General features: G+C 66.5%; 14 protein-coding genes. 8 read left to right on the top strand and 6 right to left on the bottom strand.

All coding sequences use genetic code 11. From position 1 onward, the window contains the following. The first annotated feature begins 59 nt into the window (after positions 1-59). Positions 60-1406, top strand: a complete 1347-nt coding sequence (locus J1N60_RS18070) for a cytochrome P450 (RefSeq protein ID WP_312909342.1) — start codon at positions 60-62, stop codon at positions 1404-1406. Positions 1407-1432: 26 nt separating this feature from the next. On the opposite strand, the gene J1N60_RS18065 is transcribed toward J1N60_RS18070, so the two are convergent. After that, positions 1433-1915: a cupin domain-containing protein gene (locus J1N60_RS18065; RefSeq protein WP_312909341.1), complete on the bottom strand. Its 483-nt coding sequence runs from the start codon at positions 1913-1915 to the stop codon at positions 1433-1435. Positions 1916-2032: 117 nt separating this feature from the next. Here J1N60_RS18065 and J1N60_RS18060 point away from each other — a divergent pair, with 117 nt between their 5' ends. The 3 genes from J1N60_RS18060 to aspS are packed head-to-tail and all read left to right on the top strand — an operon-like array spanning position 2033 to position 4026. Beyond that, complete coding sequence (locus J1N60_RS18060) at positions 2033-2293, top strand: antitoxin VapB family protein (RefSeq protein WP_312909340.1); 261 nt, start codon at positions 2033-2035, stop codon at positions 2291-2293. Continuing rightward, positions 2294-2665, top strand: coding sequence for a type II toxin-antitoxin system VapC family toxin (locus J1N60_RS18055; RefSeq protein WP_312909339.1), 372 nt, complete (start codon positions 2294-2296; stop codon positions 2663-2665). 59 nt (positions 2666-2724) lie between these two features. Continuing rightward, positions 2725-4026, top strand: coding sequence for an aspartate--tRNA(Asn) ligase (gene aspS / locus J1N60_RS18050; RefSeq protein WP_312909338.1), 1302 nt, complete (start codon positions 2725-2727; stop codon positions 4024-4026). A 258-nt stretch (positions 4027-4284) separates the two neighbouring features. Here the strand turns inward: aspS and J1N60_RS18045 are convergent, their stop codons facing one another. Beyond that, entirely contained in the window at positions 4285-5817 is a 1533-nt protein-coding gene (locus J1N60_RS18045; RefSeq protein WP_312909337.1) for a WD40/YVTN/BNR-like repeat-containing protein, read from the bottom strand. A gap of 243 nt (positions 5818-6060) precedes the next feature. Between J1N60_RS18045 and J1N60_RS18040 the strand changes: the two genes are divergently transcribed. Beyond that, a complete protein-coding gene (locus J1N60_RS18040; RefSeq protein ID WP_312909336.1) occupies positions 6061-6888 on the top strand; it encodes a pantoate kinase in 828 nt (275 codons plus the stop codon). 462 nt (positions 6889-7350) lie between these two features. Further along, positions 7351-10254, top strand: coding sequence for a DUF1508 domain-containing protein (locus J1N60_RS18035; RefSeq protein ID WP_312909335.1), 2904 nt, complete (start codon positions 7351-7353; stop codon positions 10252-10254). Positions 10255-10369: 115 nt separating this feature from the next. On the opposite strand, the gene J1N60_RS18030 is transcribed toward J1N60_RS18035, so the two are convergent. Further along, positions 10370-11335, bottom strand: a complete 966-nt coding sequence (locus tag J1N60_RS18030; protein WP_312909334.1) for an NADPH:quinone reductase — start codon at positions 11333-11335, stop codon at positions 10370-10372. A 143-nt stretch (positions 11336-11478) separates the two neighbouring features. Between J1N60_RS18030 and J1N60_RS18025 the strand changes: the two genes are divergently transcribed. Further along, the gene (locus J1N60_RS18025; RefSeq protein WP_312909333.1) at positions 11479-12255 is read left to right on the top strand and encodes a 4-phosphopantoate--beta-alanine ligase; all 777 of its coding nucleotides are present in this window, start codon (positions 11479-11481) and stop codon (positions 12253-12255) included. A gap of 202 nt (positions 12256-12457) precedes the next feature. Here J1N60_RS18025 and J1N60_RS18020 read toward each other — a convergent pair whose 3' ends face one another. The 3 genes from J1N60_RS18020 to J1N60_RS18010 form a co-directional block, all read right to left on the bottom strand. Then, complete coding sequence (locus tag J1N60_RS18020; protein ID WP_312909332.1) at positions 12458-12916, bottom strand: DUF7313 family protein; 459 nt, start codon at positions 12914-12916, stop codon at positions 12458-12460. 130 nt (positions 12917-13046) lie between these two features. Then, positions 13047-14054, bottom strand: coding sequence for an NAD(+)/NADH kinase (locus J1N60_RS18015; protein WP_312909331.1), 1008 nt, complete (start codon positions 14052-14054; stop codon positions 13047-13049). Between the two features lie 13 nt (positions 14055-14067). After that, entirely contained in the window at positions 14068-15384 is a 1317-nt protein-coding gene (locus J1N60_RS18010) for a M28 family peptidase (protein ID WP_312909330.1), read from the bottom strand. A 222-nt stretch (positions 15385-15606) separates the two neighbouring features. Here J1N60_RS18010 and pdhA point away from each other — a divergent pair, with 222 nt between their 5' ends. After that, positions 15607-16686, top strand: a complete 1080-nt coding sequence (gene pdhA, locus J1N60_RS18005; RefSeq protein WP_312909329.1) for a pyruvate dehydrogenase (acetyl-transferring) E1 component subunit alpha — start codon at positions 15607-15609, stop codon at positions 16684-16686. Positions 16687-16812 lie beyond the last annotated feature (126 nt).

Raw genomic sequence — 16812 nt, 5'->3', positions numbered from 1 at the left:
CTGGCCTCACGCGAACCCTGGACGACAAAAGGTAACCCGTCAGCCTTCCTAACTACCGTATGGCCCCATCGACGCACTCGACCAACCGCAGACGACCGCCCGGCCCCGACGGGTTGCCGTTCGTCGGGACGCAACTCTCCTTTCTCCGTCGACCCTACGAGTTTATGACCGAGACAGCCCGCGAGTACGGGGACATCGTCTCCTGGGACGACCCCATCGGGCCAGTCTACCAGCTCAACCACCCCGACTACATCGAGCACGTGCTGGTCCGAGACAACCAGCACTACGTCAAGGGGACCCTGTTCCAGAACACCCTCCGGCCGATCACCGGCAACGGCATCCTCAACAGCGAGGGTGCGGTCTGGCGGCGCAACCGCCACCTCCTCCAGCCGGCGTTTCACCCGGACCGGATCCGGGAGTACGCGACGATGATGACCGACATCGGCCTCGAGACGACCGATTCCTGGACCGACGGCGAGACGCTCCCGTTCCACGAGGAGATGTCGACGCTTACGCTCCGAATCGTCGCCCGGGCGCTGTTCGGCGTCGGCATCGACGAGCGCCTCGGCGTCGTCTCCTCGGCGCTCGACGACTTCATGCTGGCCTCCGAGACCCTCTCGCACTACATCCTGCCGCCGGGCATCCCGACGCCCTCGAGACGGCGGATCGAACGCGCACGGGAGCACCTCGATTCGCTGATCTACGACCTCATCGACGAACGGCGGGCGAACCCGACCGACAACGACGTCATCTCGAAACTGCTCGAGGTCGAGACCGAGGGCGGCGACCACCTTTCGGACGAGCAGATCCGCGACGAGGTGACGACCCTCCTGCTCGCGGGCCACGAGACGACGGCGCTCTCGCTGACGTTCACGGCGTACCTGCTCTCGACCCATCCCGCGGTGGAGCGACGGCTGGTCGAGGAACTCGAGACCGTCCTGGAGGGGGAGCCGCCGACGATGGCCGACCTCGAGAAGTTGACCTACACCGAGCGCGTCGTGAAGGAGTCCATGCGGCTGTACCCGCCGGTCCCGAGCATCGTCCGCGAGGCGGTCAAGCCGGACTTGATCGGTGGCTACGAGATTCCGCCAGGAGCGACCGTCCAGATGCACCAGTGGGTCGTCCACCGCGACCCGCGGTGGTACGACGATCCGCTGGCGTTCCGGCCCGAGCGCTGGACCGACGAAATGGAATCCGAACTCCCGAAACTGGCCTACTTCCCGTTCGCCGCGGGACCGCGCCGCTGTATCGGCGACCGGTTCGCGATGCTCGAGGCGCGGCTCCTATTGGCGACGATTTACCAGAACTACCACCTCGAGTTGGTCCCCGGAACCGAACTGGACCTGATGGCGACGATCACGGCGCGGCCCAGGAAGGAGATTCCAATGACGGTTCGGGAGCGGTAACCCACCTGGAGTCCGATGGCGGCGCGTTAGGCGTCCTCGTCCCAGTACTCGACTTCGTCCTCGAGCCGGTAGTAGCCGTGCACCGACCGTTCGTCGCGCCCGCCGGGCGGCGAACCGGCGTAGACGCCGATCTTTCCCATCTCGGGGTAGACCGTCACGTCCGGCTCGTTCATCGTCGAGAGGAGCAGGTATCGGAGCGGTTCGTCGCCGTCATTGACGATTCGATGGCCGCCCGCCTCGCTCGCCGGAAACGCCGCGAAGTCACCGGGCTCGAGCGGAACGGGTCCGTCTTCACACCGAAGTGTCCCCTCGCCGCCCAGGACGAACAGTGCCTCCTCGTTGCCGGTGTGGTAGTGGTACGGCCACGAGCGCTCACTCGCCGGGAGTTCGTAGAGACTACAGCCGAGGTCGGTGGCGTCGGCGGCTTCTGAGAGCTGTTTCCGCCGGAATCGCGCGTCGCCGCGGTCGTACTCGGTCCACTCGAGCTCAGTCACGTTGATCGGTTGCATACGCTTCGACACGCCTGGGAGAGCAAAGTAGGAAGGGGCGCTTCCTGAGCTTTCGACGTCTCGTATGACGGGTCCAGTAAGACACATATACACAGAAATAAAAACACAGATATACAGATGAGTAGCAAGACGATCAGTCTCCGCGACGAGACGTACCGTCGGCTACATCGGGAGAAACGCGAGGGAGAGAGCTTTAGCGACGTCGTCGACCGACTGCTGCTCGAGGAAGACGGGAACCCGCTTCGTGAACTGATCGGACTCGTCGATGACGATGAACTCGAGCGCGTTCGTCGTCAGTCGAAGACGTTCCGCTCGAGTGTAGAACGGCGATTCGACGGTGACGAGGCCCTCGAATCGGACGCGGATGAGGACTCGTAGATGGTTCTGCTTGACAGCTGTTTCGTCATCGACCTCTTCGCCGATGACGCTGGAGCCATCGCCAAACTCGACGAACTCGATTGGCGAGATGCCTCGATGTCGACTCTGACGGTCACTGAAGTCGGGCGTGGCCTCCATAACTCGAAACGCGACCGCTTTCAATCGGTCGTCGAACGCGTCGACGTTCTCCCGTACGGACTCGAGGAGGCGACTCGAGCGACGACCGAGCATCGTCGACTCCTTCGGGAGGGCCAACCGATCGGTGCGGTCGATACGATGATCGCAGCGACAGCGATCGAAGCGAACAAGCCTGTCGTCACGCGGAACGTCGCGGAGTTCCAGCGTACGAATGCCGAGGTCACGCCGTACTGAACGCACTCCAGCGAGCGCGAAAGATTGCGCTTAAGTCCCGCCTACGAGAATCGGTGGGTATGCAGGACCGAACCTACACGGCAGACGCCGAGCCAGGCGACCACGTGACGGTCGCCGGCTGGGTCCACGAGGTACGCGACCTCGGCGGAATCGCTTTCCTGATCCTCCGGGACACCTCGGGCAAGATCCAGGTCAAGTTCGAGAAGGACGAGATGGACGAGGACCTCGTCGAGACGGGCCTCGACGTCGCCCGTGAGAGCGTCATTAGCGTCACCGGCGAGGTCGCCGAGGAACCCCGCGCGCCCACGGGCGTCGAGATTACGCCCGAGGACCTCGAGATCGTCGCTCCCGCCGACCCACAGCTCCCGCTCGATCCCTCCGAGAAGGTCGACGCGGAGCTCTCGACGCGACTCGACAACCGGACGCTCGACCTCCGCAAGGACGACGTGCAGGCGATCTTCGAGATCCGCGCCGAAATTCTGCGGGCCGTCCGCGAGCACTTCCGCGAGGTCGGCTGTACCGAGATCACGACGCCGAAGATCGTCGCCACCGGGACCGAGGGCGGCACCGAACTCTTCCCCATCACGTACTTCGGCGAGGAGGCGTTCATGAACCAGAGCCCGCAGCTGTTCAAGCAGTTGATGGTCGGCTCCGGCCTCGAACGCGTCTTCGAGATCGGGCCGATCTTCCGGGCCGAGGAGCACAACACGCCCCGTCACCTCAACGAGGCGACGATGATCGACTTCGAGTCGGCGTTCATCGACCACCACGAGGCGATGGACGTTTGCGAGGGTACGCTCAAGGCCGCCTACCAGGCGGTCGCCGAGAACTGCGAAGCGCAACTCTCCTTGCTCGGCTACGACGACTTCGAGCCACTCGACGAGGCGTTCCCCCGCCTCACCTACGAGGAGGCCATCGAGCGCGTCAACGCGACCGGCAAGGTCGACGAGCAGCTGGTCTGGGGCGACGACCTCTCGACGGAGGCCGAGAAGGCACTCGGCGAGGACGTCGGCGGCCACTACTTCGTCACCGACTGGCCCAGCGAGATCAAGCCGTTCTACATCCAGGACCACGACGACGACCCCGACCTCTCGAAGGGGTTCGACCTGATGCACCCCCGGATGGAACTGGTCTCGGGCGGCCAGCGCGAGCACCGCTACGAGAACCTCGTCGCCGGCTTCGAACAGCAGGGCCTCGACCCCGAGCAGTTCGACTACTACACGAAGATGTTCCGCTACGGGATGCCGCCCCACGCCGGGTGGGCCTACGGCGTCGAGCGCGTCGTGATGACGATGCTGGGGCTCGAGAACATTCGGGAGGCTGTGCTCTTCCCGCGAGATCGCCAGCGTCTGAGTCCGTAGGACGAAGACCTGTGAACAGCGAGACAAGCGAAGCGACGTCTCGCCGGACCGACAGCGGCTGAGCCCGTACGGGCTCACCGAAGTCAGTCGAGCGACAGTTCACATATCGAGATTGTCACCGTCCATCGCCACGAGCGAGAGTGTCTCGATGCGCGCGAGACCGTGACTTCTCCTCTCAGAAATTGGCCCATCCTCTCAGGATTCGGTCCTCGAGGCTTCGTCTCTGGCGTTTCGAGTGGGAACCAGAACCGAAAACGGTCACCGCCGCTCGAGCACAGTCCCACCCTCTCCGACGGCGACTGCTCGACCGGGGCCGGTCGCGACACCGTAGAGGGGGCCGCTCGCGCCGGTCACGGCGTGTTCCCAGTCGGCCGTGCGGTCGGGACGATCGTAGACGCCGCCCTGGTCGTCGATCGCCACGAGGTGGTTCCCCGCTCGAGCGATGGCCGTGATCGCGTCCTCGCCGACGCGGTCGGGCGTCCACGTGGACGGGGGCGACTCGTATCGGTAGACGAAGCCGGCGTCGGTGCTCGCGTGACACGCCGTTTCCCCTCCCTCTCCCCCACCGTCGCCCTCGTCCGCCACGACGTCGGTCAGCGTCCCTTCCGCCCCGTCGATGCCGATCGCGTCGAACGTCTGGCCGCCGTCGTCGGTCCGGAACACGCCGTCGTTGGTGTCACAGCAATACCCGGTCTCGGCGTCGAGCAGGGTCACGCCGGAGAGGCTCGAGCCGCTGCCGGGCGCGACGGGTTCGGCCCACGCGAGATCGCCGTCCCGGTATCGACCCCTGACGACCGCTCCTGACCCGGTAATCAGGAGGACGGTCGCGTCGCCGGTCGCGCCCGCGGCGGCCAGACCGCTCAGGTTGTCGGTTCGGTCGTCCGGGGCGGAGAAGTCCGTGTGGCGCCCGGTCGCGATCTCGAGGCGGGCGACTGCGCCGCCGTCGCCGGCAATCCAGGCCACGCCGCCGTCGTCCGTCACGTCGACGCCGTGGAGGTCCTGGTCCTGGCCGGCGGGCCCGTGCTCGAGGACTGCTTCCCACTCGTCGTCGGTGGCTACGAGGACCGTTCCGCCGGTTCCGACGGCGATGGCGCCCGTGCCGACGGCGACGTCGTGAAGGGTGGAGTCAGTCGGGCTGTCGACGGCGGTCCAGTGTGGTTCTCCAGGACGGCTCGAGGTACCATCGCTGCCCGTATCCTCGTCGCTGTCCGTATCGGTGTCTGTACCGGTGTCTGTGTCCGTATCGGTGTCTGTACCGGTGTCTGTGTCCGTATCGGTGTTATTGCCAGTATCGGTGTCTGAATCGGCGTCTGTGTCCGAACCGGCGTCGGAATCGGCGTCCGTACCATTGCCGTCAGTGGAGGCCACGTCTGACCCGCCGGCGGCATCGGTGCCCCGCCCGGGGTCGAGCGTCTTGCCTCGCGTCGATGGCGTCGGTTCGGCGCCGGTAGACGTGCTCGTCGCCGCGTTCGGTTCAACCGACCGTGTGGACCGCGTTCGCTCGCCGCTCGAGACCGATTCGGGCCGGTCGGCACGCGGGTCGGTTTTCGACCCGGATTGAGACACCTCGTCGTCCGCCGCGATTACGGCCTCGGACCGGCGTCGTCGAGCGACGTAGAGGGCGACCGGCGGAACGACGTAACTGGCGAGCGCCAGGACGGCGAACCCGCGGTAGAAAATCGTCAGCGTACCGAACGCGGTCAATCCGGCCGTCGCGACGGCGTGGACCCAGGTCTTCGTGTACCGCCTGAAAAACGCGCCGAAATTGTCGGTCTTCGTGTTCGTGGCCATCGTGAGGGGCGGCTGGACATATTGCCCGGTTCAAGGTTCGGGGCTCGGGGCTCGAGGTTGGGGGTTCGAATGTCGGCCCGGTCGCGGCGACGTTTCCCCTCTCCCGGAAGCGAGGCAACTCGCCCAGTCGTCTACCGGTACTGGGTGCTCGGGACGGAAAAGCCACGCCCATGTGTTTGCCGGAACGGCTCCCGTTGGGCAGAATCTTCAACGTTATATCCGCCGGGCCGAAACGACGACCGTATGCGCGAGGAGGCGACGGCGTTCGTTCCCGGCCACATCACCGGCTTTTTCAGTGCCCACCCGGACGACGACCCGACGAAAGCCGGCTCTCGAGGCGCGGGGCTGACGTTGACCGACGGGGTCGACGTGACGGTGACACGGGCCGACGACCCGGCCATTTCCCTCGAGGGCGAGCGCGTCGACATCGAACCCGTCTACACGGTGCTCGAAACGCTCGAGGCGCCAGCGCGAGTCGACGTCGAGTCCTCGCTCCCGCTCGGATCCGGGTTCGGTATCTCCGGGGCGACGGCGCTGGGTGCGGCGCTGGCCGCCAATTACGTCTTCGATCGACGCCTCTCGTACAACGAACTGGTGACGATCGCCCACGGCGCGGAGGTCCAGGCCGGGACCGGACTCGGTGACGTCGTCGCCCAGGCCCACGGAGGGATTCCGATTCGGCTCGAGCCTGGCGCGCCAGCCCACAACGTCCTGGACGCGATTCCCGCACGGGCACGCGTAGAATACCTCTCGTTCGGTGGACTGTCGACGGCGGACGTCATCACGGGTGACACGGACGTGCTGTCGGCGGCCGGGCAGGAGGCGCTTTCGCTGGTCGTCGACGAACCGACGCTCACGTCGTTCATCTACGCGTCCCGTCGATTCGCCCGCGAGGCGGGACTGCTCACCGACGAGGTGCGCGAGGTCCTCGAGGACGTCGCGGCCGTCGAGGGTCAGGCGTCGATGGCGATGCTCGGCAACACGGTGTTTGCGCTGGGGACCGGCCTCTCCGACGCGGGGTACGAGCCGTCGGTGTGTGGGACCCACTCGGCCGGTGCCGTACTGAAGTGACGGATTGCGGTCATTGAAGGCGTCTCGAGAGTGGTTCGTTCTTTGATTTCATCTCGAGATGGATTCCGTTCACCGATACCATCTTGACCCTCGGGCACGTCGCCCACCGATGCGAGACCACCCGACTCAGGAACGGCATAGAGAAACGGCGACTGCTTAAGTAACGGCTGAAGCTATCAGTTCCCAGTATTTTCTCCGATACTCGAGGCCGCAATCGACGGGCTCGCCCGGTCGAGCTGTGTCGTCCGTGTGGCCGCGTCGCTCGACGGTGCGGTTCCGGCCGCGTCGTCTATGTCGTCTATGGCGTCTCCGGTCGCCGTGACGGCTCCGACCGAATCGGTGGGAGACCAATTCCGAACCGTCCAGGGTCGCGCCGTCCGTCGGTTTCCGAATATGTAATCCCAGTTATTGGTAGCCAGAAGTTTATTATGGTTGAGTGTGGTGATGCACTCGAGTTTCAGAATGTCGTCTTTCAGTGACTTTCACCAAAATTTGTTTCGACTGTACGAACACTACGTCGGCGAGCCCGATTCACCGAAGGACGTGTATGGATTCTGGGTGTTTATCGCCGGCTATCTCCTCGGCGCAGTCGGCGTCATCGTCTTCGTGGTCGGCTACACGGGACAGGTCGCCCAGTTCGAGTTCCGCGTCTCGGGCGTCCTGGCCGCCATCGGCCTCGCGCTCTGTCTCTTCGGCATCGTGCTCCTGTTACCCGTCCGGAGACGGGGGATTCAGGCGAGCGTCGTCGGCCTCTTCATCGCACTGGCGGGCGCCGCATCCTTCGGTGCCGTCTATCCCGACCACTGGTACTCACATGGCCGCGAACTGACCGTCGAAGTCGTCGGTCTCTACGCGACCGGCATCGCGATCATCGCCGGCGTAACCGCACTCGTCCCCATCGTCACCGGGCGCAAGGGGATGTTCGTCGCGGAAGAGGGTGCGACGGAAGAGCCCCCAATCATGACCGGCGACTCCCTCGAGGGCGCCCAGTTCGCCGTCTTCCGCGACGAGGAGGGCGACTGGAAGTGGCACGTGCTCCACCTCGAGGCGCTCGCCGAGAGCGTATCCAGCGCGGTCACCCGCCCGGAGACGGAGTCGGGCATCGAGAACGTCAAGTCCCAGATCGGCTCGGCCGGCCTGATGGAGCTGACGACCTCGGCGTTTCGCCTCCACGAGGACCGCGAGGGAACTTGGCAGTGGACGCTGGCTCGAGACGACGGGAGCGTCGTGGGGAGCTGCGCGAGCGAGTTCGACCGACGCGACGACGCCGAACAGTCGGTGAGCTTCCTCAAGGATCGCGGCCCGGGCGCGGACGTAATCGAAATCGAGGGGGCAGCCTTCACCTACACCGAACGGCGCGACCAGTGGTACTGGCAGCTGCTCGACGACGACCGGCGTCCCCTGGCCGAGAGCGAGGAGGGCCACGCGTCGATGGACCGGGCCGAAGCGGCAGCCCAGACGTTCGCCGAGCGGTTCGACCGGGCACGACTGCTCGACGTCGACCACGTCGGCGTCGAACTCCTCGAGGAAGTCGACGGCTGGACCTGGCGGTTCGTCGACGAGGCCGACGAGGAACTGGCCCGGTCGACGACCGACTTCGAGACCAGGCGCGCCGCGGAGGACGCCGTCGAGGCGCTCCTCTCGGTACTCGAGTCGGCGTCGGTGACTGTCGCGAGCGAGCCGACCTACGAGTGCTACGAATCTGAGGCCGAAGACGGCTGGAACTGGCGGCTGGTCGACGAGAACGAACACGTCGTCGCACACAGCCCATCGGCCCACGGGAGCGAAGCGGCGACCACCGAGGAGACCACCGCGTTCGCCGACCACGCGACGGCCGCGTCCGTCGTGGAGATCGACGACGCCGAGTACGAGATCTATCCGACCCAGCGAATGGCCGCCGCGGACGGTGGCGAACTGCAACCCGTGGACACCGCCGACACCGGGGCGGACGACACCGGAGCCGACGACGAATCGACCGGCACCGACGAACCGTCGGTGACCCAGGACTGGCACTGGCGCCTCGTCACGGAGGGCCGGGAGGTCATCGCAGCCAGCACCGAGACCCACGTCGGTGAGGACGCCGCCGAGGACGCCATCGAGCGCGTCCGCCAGCAGGCCAGCGAGGCCGACCTCATCGAGTTCGAGAACGCGGCGTTCCAGGTCTACGAGGCCGACTTCGGCGAATGGCGCTGGCGACTGATCGACGAGGACGGCAACGTGCTCGCCGACTCCGGGGAGGAACACACCTCCCGCGGGGACGCTGCCGAGGCCATGATGACGCTCAAAGAGCAGGCGCCCGAGGCCGAACTCCTCGAGATCGACACGGCCGCGTTCGAAATCTTCACTGAAGACGGCGAGTGGGGCTGGCGGCTGATCGACGAGGCCGGCAAAATGGTCGCAGAAGACCCGGCCAGCCACCCGACGCGGGCGGCGGCCAAAGAGGCCATGGAGCGCCTGCTCGCCCACCTCGACTCGAGCGTCCGGACTATGGACGACGCTATCTTCCAGACCTACGCCGACCAGGACTGGCAGTGGCGATTCGTGCTTCCCTCGGGCGAAACCGTTGCCGTGTCCGCCGAAGAGACCTCGACTCGCGACGAACTCGAGCGGGCGATCGACGACGTCCGCGAGACGGCGGCGAACGGACAATCCACGACGGTCGGCGACGTCTCCGTCCAGTTGTACGGCAGCGGGAGCGGCGAGTGGCGCTGGCGGCTCCTCGACCGCGAGCGAACGGTCGTCACCGACGCCACTCGAACGTACGACTCGCGCGGTCGCGTGATGTCCGCCGTCAAGGGCCTGAAAGCGCGTGCGGACGACGCGCCGATCTTTACCATCGACACGGCGGCCATCCGATTGACCGACGACGACGGCTGGGCCTGGGAACTCATCGATGCCGATCGGGAGGTACTCGCGAGCGCCGTCGAGACCGAGCGCACCAAAGCGGACGCGATGGCCGTCGTCGACGAGGTCAGGCGACGGGCACCCATCGCCGGTCGCGTCGACTTCGACGTCGCTTCCTTCGAACTGTTCGCCGACGAGGACGGACGGTGGCGCTGGCGGCTGATCGACGAGAACGGACGGACCGTCGCGGTCGGGTCGGAAGGCCACGCCTCGAGCGAGACCGCCCAGGCGGCACTCGAGGACGTTCGCGGGCTGATCGCGAACGCGAGCATCCTCGAGATCGACAGCGTTTCGTTCGAACTCCACCGCGCGGAGGACGGCTGGGTCTGGCGGCTGATCGACACCTACGGCGACGTATTGGCCGAGAGCACCCAGAGCTACGAGCACCGCACCGACGCTCGGGAGGCGATGATGGCGGTGAAATCGCACGCACCCGAGGGCTGGATCACGTTCACCGAGTGATCGCCGGTCGCTGAGTCAGATTTCGTTTTACTGGGAATTCTCCGTTCGGAGCGTTCGGTTCGCTCGAGGGGGATACGGTCGCCGGTCGAGATGAAGAACGAAAACGAGCGACGGCTTACGGCACGATCACGAGTTTCCCGAACACGCTGTCTTCCATCACGGCCCGCTGGGCCTCGCCGGCCGCCTCGAGCCCGTACGTCTCGGCGATCTCGATCGACAGATTGTCCGACTCGAGGAGGTGGGCGACCCCGCGAAGCGGCACGCGGAGGTCGGGCGTGTTGAACATACTCATGAACTGGTAGTTGACGTCCTTCGAGCGGGCGGCGCCATCGTTCGTGAAGCCGGGGTCGGGGCTGTTCTCCCCGATGCCGACCACCCGTGCCCCGGTCGCTGCCACGTCGGCGTCGAACTGGAGATACTCGTCGAGGCGGTGGTCGAGAATCGCGTCGACGCCGCCGTCGCTGGCCTCGAGGACGGCGTCGGCGAGGTTATCCCGGCCGTAATCGAAAACCGTCTCGGCACCGAGGTCGGCCAGGGCGCTGTGGTAGTCGGGGCTCGCGGTCGTGAGGACGCGGGCGCTCACCGCGGCGGCGATCTGGACGGCGGCGTGCCCGACGCCGCCAGAGCCGCCGTGGACGAGGCAGTACTCGGCGGGATCGAGGGCGGCGTGATCGATCAGAGCTCGCCAGGCGGTGACGGCGACGACGCCGGCCGCGCCCGCCTGGATGGCGTCGACACCGTCGGGCAGGTGGACGACGCGATCGGTCGGAATCGTGGCGTACTCGGCGTAGCTCCCCTGGGCCGTCGCGTTGCCGATCCCGGTCCCGAAGACCCGGTCGCCGGGTTCGAAGCCCTCGACGCCGTCGCCGGTCTCGACGACGGTTCCCGAGACGTCCACGCCGGGCGTAAACGGCAGGGAGACGGGTTCGTAGGAACCGTCCCGGAAGTAGGTGTCGACGGGGTTGACGCCCGCCGCGGCGACCTCGAGGAGGAGTTCGTCGCTCTCCGGGTCGGGACGATCGGCGTCGACTACTTCGAGGACGTCCGGTCCACCGTGGGTGTCGAGTCGTACGGCACGCATGTGCCTCGAGACGGCGCAGGGCGGCATAAATGGTGGCCTCCGTTCACCGTTCACCCGATCCGGGCCGGCGTTCGTGGCGGTATCGACCCCACTCGAAGCCCGCAATCGCGTCGTTTTTGTCCGACCCACTCGAGGTGACCGGTGTGAGCGACCACGAGACCGTCCCGGCGGAGGTCGAAGACGAGTCGGAGATCCCCGCGGACCACCCCCGGTACACCGACCTGGTGACCCGGCACCGAATCGAACGCGGCGTCGAGAAGGGAATCACCCACCTCCAGGGCATGCACGCCGAGGGGCGCGGAAGCGCGTTCGACTACCTCCTGGGCGAGGAGACCATCCCGAGTGCCGACGACGCCGAACGAGTGGCCGCGGCCCACCTCCTGCTGGCCGACCGTCCGGTGCTCTCGATCAACGGCAACGTCGCGGCGCTCGTCCCCGCCGAGATGATCGCCCTCGCCGACGCCGTCGATGCAGACCTCGAGGTCAACCTCTTCAACCGGACGCCCGAGCGCATCGACGCCATCGCGGGCCACCTCCGTGAGCACGGTGCCGAGGACGTCAAGGGGATCGAGGCGGACGCCCACATCCCGGGCCTCGAGCACGAACGGGCGAAGGTCGACGCCGACGGGATCTACGCGGCCGACGTGGTCCTCGTCCCGCTCGAGGACGGGGACCGGGCGGAAGCCCTCGACGCGATGGGGAAGACGGAGATCGTCATCGACCTGAACCCGCTCTCGCGGTCGCCGCGTGTGGCTGACGTCCCGATCGTCGACAACATCGTCCGGGCGGTGCCGAATATCACCGCCCACGCGAGGGAGTTGGCCGACGCCGACGAGGCGACGCTCGAGGCCATCGTCGCCGACTTCGACGCGGACGCGGCGCTCGAGGCTGCCGAAGCGCGGATCCGGAACGGTTTCTGAGGAGAGACAGGGGACGGGCTCTGAGCGAGCTAGCTGAAACGATCTCTGAGCGATCTTCGGGGGCCGTGCGGCACTCGAGTACTTCCGCGGCTACTCGAGGTGGACCTACCGAGAACGGGGAGCCGCAAAACCAGGCGCTCGTCGATGGCGAATCGAGGGCGGAATCGACACGTAGACGCCGATTCCGGGACGGGCTTACGGCTTACCAGGCGACCGAGTCCCAGAACGGGTCGAGCAGGAAGAACAGCGACTGGTAGGCGATATACGCGAGGGCGACCGCCGAAGCGGTCATCGCGGCCTTGGGCCGCTCGAGGGGCAGTTCCTGGCGGGCTTCGACCAGGCGCGCCTCGAACTCGAAGAAGTCCGCGATGAGCAGGGTGATGGCGAGTGAGGTGAAGATGACCCCGGGGTGGAGGTCGACCGTCAGGTAGTAGAACCCACCGAGGACGATCAGGAACGACGACACGTCGAGGATGACCGGCCTCGAGACGGCTTCGGGACCATCGTCCTGGGCTGCGGAGACGGTTCGATGGTGGGCGAGCACGCGAACGAACAGGTTCGCGACGACGAGCCCGAGCAGAACGAACTCGATGAGCATGACGCCGCCGACGACCTCCTCGGCGAGGACGTCGATCGGGCCGAGCAGCGCTGGTGATAACATACTCGAAACACGGTGGTTCGTGCATTAGAATTTTTCCAATGTCGCGCGCGACTTCCCGAGAGCGCTCGAGTGGCGAAAACAGCATTCACGAGGTTTCTACGGACGGTATGGCACGATTGGCCGATGCCGACTAGGGCTGCGGACCAGCGAACGGCCCACGACTCACCGGCGTCTCGAGACAGGCGAAGCTCCGTTCGGGATCGACCCAGATCGAGACGGCCGCGCCGACACCGATCGTCCCGAGACAGCGATCGTCGACACAGAGCGAGACGGCGACCTCGTCGCGCTCGACGGTGAGCGTGAGGTCGTCGTCGGGCACCACCCAGTGGCGCGTCCGAGTCGTGAACGGAGCGATCGGGACCACCGAGAGCGCGTCCACGGCCGCCGACAGCGAGGGGCCGGAGGCGGCGGCCGCGTAGGCGTGGCTTCCGGCCGGCGTCGCCGCGACCACGCCGTCCGCACGGAACGCCGCGAGCGTGTTCCCGCGACTGCGGACGCTGTACTCCGAGATCTGGGCCGGTTCGTCGGTGACGAGCGAGACGTCGAAGACGGCCCTCGAGACGACCGAATCGTCGGCGACGACCGAGACCAGTGGATGGCGCGTGATGGTCGCATCGCCGCGAGCGACAGCATCGACGGCCTCCTGGAGGTCGGTCAGGGCGACCGGAGCGACCCCGGCGCTGGTCGCCACGGGGAGGATCGGCGCGTCGACGGCGGTCTCGAGCCTGGCGAGCGACGAGAGCGCGTGATCGCCGACCGCGACGACGAGGTCCGGTTCGGCGTCGCGAACCTCGTTCGGCGTTCCGGTGACGACCTCGAAAGCGCCGTCGAGTGCGCTGCGTGCGTCTTCGAGTGCCTCCTCGCGTTCGCCAGCCCCTGCCCCTGCGCTCTCGTCCGTCACTCCGTCCTCGCCGGCGAGCGTGCCGGAGCCGGCCGCTCGAGTCGAATCACCCGTCACGTCGTCCGCGACGATCCCAATCCGGGGCGCGTCGCCCAGCGTCAACCCGTCCTCGTCCATACGACTCTGTTGCCGGGGATCGACCAAAAACGTGCGGTTCCGTGAGTCGCCCCCGTCATCGCGGTCGCCGTTCTCGCCGTCCTCGCCCTCGCCCTCGTCGCTGAGCGCGTCGCCGATCACACCACCCTCGCCGTCACTCGTCGTAGGGCCAGTCGCCGGTGATCTGCATCCCCTCGGCGAGGTCCTCGGCCTCGAGTCGCTCGACGATTTCGTCGGTCGACTTCGGTTCGGTGGTCACGTCCTCTCTTGCGAGCGTGACGACGTACTCGGTGAGGAGGATGGCCTGCTCGAGGAGGTCGCGCTGCTCGAGTTTCTCGAACGTGTCGGCGAAGGTGTGGCCCCAGCCGCGACCGACCTCGTCGGACGTGCTCATCACGTGGGTGCCGGGGACGCCCCACCGGACGAACGGCCAGTGGTCGCTGTGGGGTCCGAGTTTGGGAATCGTCTCGATGGGGTGGCCGAAGCGGTCGGACACCTCGTCGGCGACGTCGTCGAGAGCGTCGAAGCCGTGGGTCGTCAGCGAGAGCGTCCGCCCGCGCACCACGCCGTCGTTGTTGACGACGGCCTTGATTTCGTCGTGGGCGGCGGTGTCGGCGTGGTAGCCCGACCCGACGAGGCCGACTTCCTCGGCGCCGTAGGCGACGAACTCGACGCGCGTCTCGAGGTCGTCCTCGCGGGCGGCGAGGGCGTTCGCGAGTTCGACCACCATCGCGGTGCCGGCGCCGTTGTCGAGGGCACCCTCCGCGATGTCGTGGGCGTCGACGTGGCTCGTGATCAGCACGCGCTCGTCGGTCTCGGGGCCGAGTTCGGCGTGGACATTCTGACTCTCGGCGTCCTCGATCGTCGCTTCGACCGCGACCTCGATCTCCTCGCCGTCGAACCGCCGAGCCAGTCTGGAACCGACCTCGCTCGAGACGCCGACGGCCGGAATCTCGCCGACGGGACGTTCGGGCGTGCCGACGCTTCCCGTGGGCGGGAGACACCCCTCGACGTGGTTGCGGTAGACGAAGCCCGCGGCACCGTTTTCGACCGCGTGGTAGTACTTCTCGCGGCGGTGGACGTACCGATCGTAGTAGTCCGGAATGTCGCTTCGAACCATGACGATCGCCCCCTCGAGATCGGCGTCTCCGAACTGCTCAGGCAGGCCGTACTCGAGGTCGACCAGCGGGGCCGTCGCCGACGCCGAGGGGCTTCGGGGAAGCGCGATGCACTGGAGGTCGAGTTCCAGGTCACCCGCTCGAACCGCACTCGAGCCGCGTTCCCAGCCCTGGATCGCGAAGGACTCGAGTCTCGCATTTCGAGCGCCGGCGACCTCGAGCGCGTCGCGCGTCAGCTCCGCCGCCTCGCGTTCGCCCGACGAGCCGGCCATGCGGTTGCCGACGTCGACGAGGGCCTCGAGGTGGTTCCAGCCGCGATCACTGGTGAATACGTCGCCGATCCACGTGGACATGTGCCGGAGTAGGTCGGCCCGGTAGCCTAACTGTTGGGAATCCGGCCGTCCGGAACGAGCCGGGGTCGACGGATCGTCAATAATTGCCCGAATCTCCGGGCGATTCTCGACGAATCGTTGTGGACTTTTAAGAGGTGGTGAATTATCTTTACCATACCGGGGTAAAGCCCATCATTTATTAGCTAGTACAGCATCTTCCCTGATAGACCGTTGGAATCTACTATGGCCAGTCACGTCGATGAAATCGTTCGTGTGTTGCCGGAACTCGAAGCCGAAGCCGACGAGGACGAGGGCCCGCAGTACTCCCTCACCCACTCCGAGGAGACGCTCCTCGAACTCTACGAGACACAGGTACTCGCCCGAACGTTCGACGACAAAGCGATCAGCCTCCACCGCCAGGGGCGGATCGGTACCTACGCCCCCATGCAGGGCCAGGAGGCCGCCCAGATCGGCGCCGCAATGGCGCTTCGCGACGAGGACTACCTCTTTCCGACCTACCGCGATCACGCGATGTACCTCTCGCGTGGCCTCCCGCTCTCGGAGGTTGTCCGCCACCTGATGGGGCGAGGAAGCTACGTCGACCGCCAGGACGAAGCGGACCTCCGGACGTTCCCGATCACCATCCCCATCGCGACCCAGCTCCCCCACGCCGTCGGCATGGGTATGGCCTCGAATCTCAAGGGCGACGACGTCGTCTCGATGGCCAGCCTGGGCGACGGCGCCACGAGCGAGGGCGACTTCCACGAGGCCCTCAACTTCGCGGGCGTCTTCGAGGCACCCACCGTCTTCTTCTGTCAGAACAACGGCTACGCCATCTCGGTGCCCAGGGAGCGCCAGACGGCGAGTGCCACTATCGCCCAGAAGGCCGACGCCTACGGCATCGAGGGCGTTCGCGTCGACGGCAACGACGTCCTCGCCGTCTACGACGTCGTGAACGAGGCCCTCGAGCGCGCCCGAAACGGCGGCGGTGCGACCCTCATCGAGGCCGTGACCTACCGGCGCGGACCCCACACGACCACCGACGACCCCGACGTCTACCGCGACGAGGACGAGGCCGAGGAGTGGACCGACCCCCTCGAGCGGACCCGCGAGTACCTCGAGTCGACCGTCGGCTGGTCCGACGAGGACGAACAGGCCGTTCGCGAGCGGGCCGAGCAGCGCGTCCAGTCGGCAGTCGAGACGGCCGAATCCGAGTCCGACCCCGACGCCGAGACGATGTTCGATCACGTCTACGCGGGCGAGCACCCGCGCTACCCTCGCCAGCGTCGACAGCTTCCGGACGACCCGTCGCTCGGACACTGAGTCGATTCCGGGCTGTTTTCCGGTCGCTGTTCGCCGTTCGTCGCTGTTCGCCGTTCGTCGCTGTCGCCAATCCTCGAGCGTATTTCCAAAATCGCGACGCGCCTTTCGATTCGATCCCGCGGTATC

It is taken from the genome of Natronosalvus caseinilyticus (assembly GCF_017357105.1).
Lineage (GTDB): Archaea > Halobacteriota > Halobacteria > Halobacteriales > Natrialbaceae > Natronosalvus > Natronosalvus caseinilyticus.
The sequence above is the reverse complement of the archived record's forward strand: the minus strand, read 5'-3'. Positions and strand labels throughout refer to the sequence as shown.

Bases quoted from the DNA above. Each gene is read 5' to 3' on its own strand.
- aspS (WP_312909338.1), top strand. From the start codon at position 2,725: ATGCAGGACCGAACCTACACGGCAGACGCCGAGCCAGGCGACCACGTG.
- J1N60_RS18035 (WP_312909335.1), top strand. From the start codon at position 7,351: ATGTCGTCTTTCAGTGACTTTCACCAAAATTTGTTTCGACTGTACGAA.
- J1N60_RS18055 (WP_312909339.1), top strand. From the start codon at position 2,294: ATGGTTCTGCTTGACAGCTGTTTCGTCATCGACCTCTTCGCCGATGAC.
- pdhA (WP_312909329.1), top strand. From the start codon at position 15,607: ATGGCCAGTCACGTCGATGAAATCGTTCGTGTGTTGCCGGAACTCGAA.
- J1N60_RS18030 (WP_312909334.1), bottom strand. From the start codon at position 11,335: ATGCGTGCCGTACGACTCGACACCCACGGTGGACCGGACGTCCTCGAA.
- J1N60_RS18010 (WP_312909330.1), bottom strand. From the start codon at position 15,384: ATGTCCACGTGGATCGGCGACGTATTCACCAGTGATCGCGGCTGGAAC.
- J1N60_RS18060 (WP_312909340.1), top strand. From the start codon at position 2,033: ATGAGTAGCAAGACGATCAGTCTCCGCGACGAGACGTACCGTCGGCTA.
- J1N60_RS18045 (WP_312909337.1), bottom strand. From the start codon at position 5,817: ATGGCCACGAACACGAAGACCGACAATTTCGGCGCGTTTTTCAGGCGG.
- J1N60_RS18065 (WP_312909341.1), bottom strand. From the start codon at position 1,915: ATGCAACCGATCAACGTGACTGAGCTCGAGTGGACCGAGTACGACCGC.
- J1N60_RS18020 (WP_312909332.1), bottom strand. From the start codon at position 12,916: ATGTTATCACCAGCGCTGCTCGGCCCGATCGACGTCCTCGCCGAGGAG.
- J1N60_RS18070 (WP_312909342.1), top strand. From the start codon at position 60: ATGGCCCCATCGACGCACTCGACCAACCGCAGACGACCGCCCGGCCCC.
- J1N60_RS18040 (WP_312909336.1), top strand. From the start codon at position 6,061: ATGCGCGAGGAGGCGACGGCGTTCGTTCCCGGCCACATCACCGGCTTT.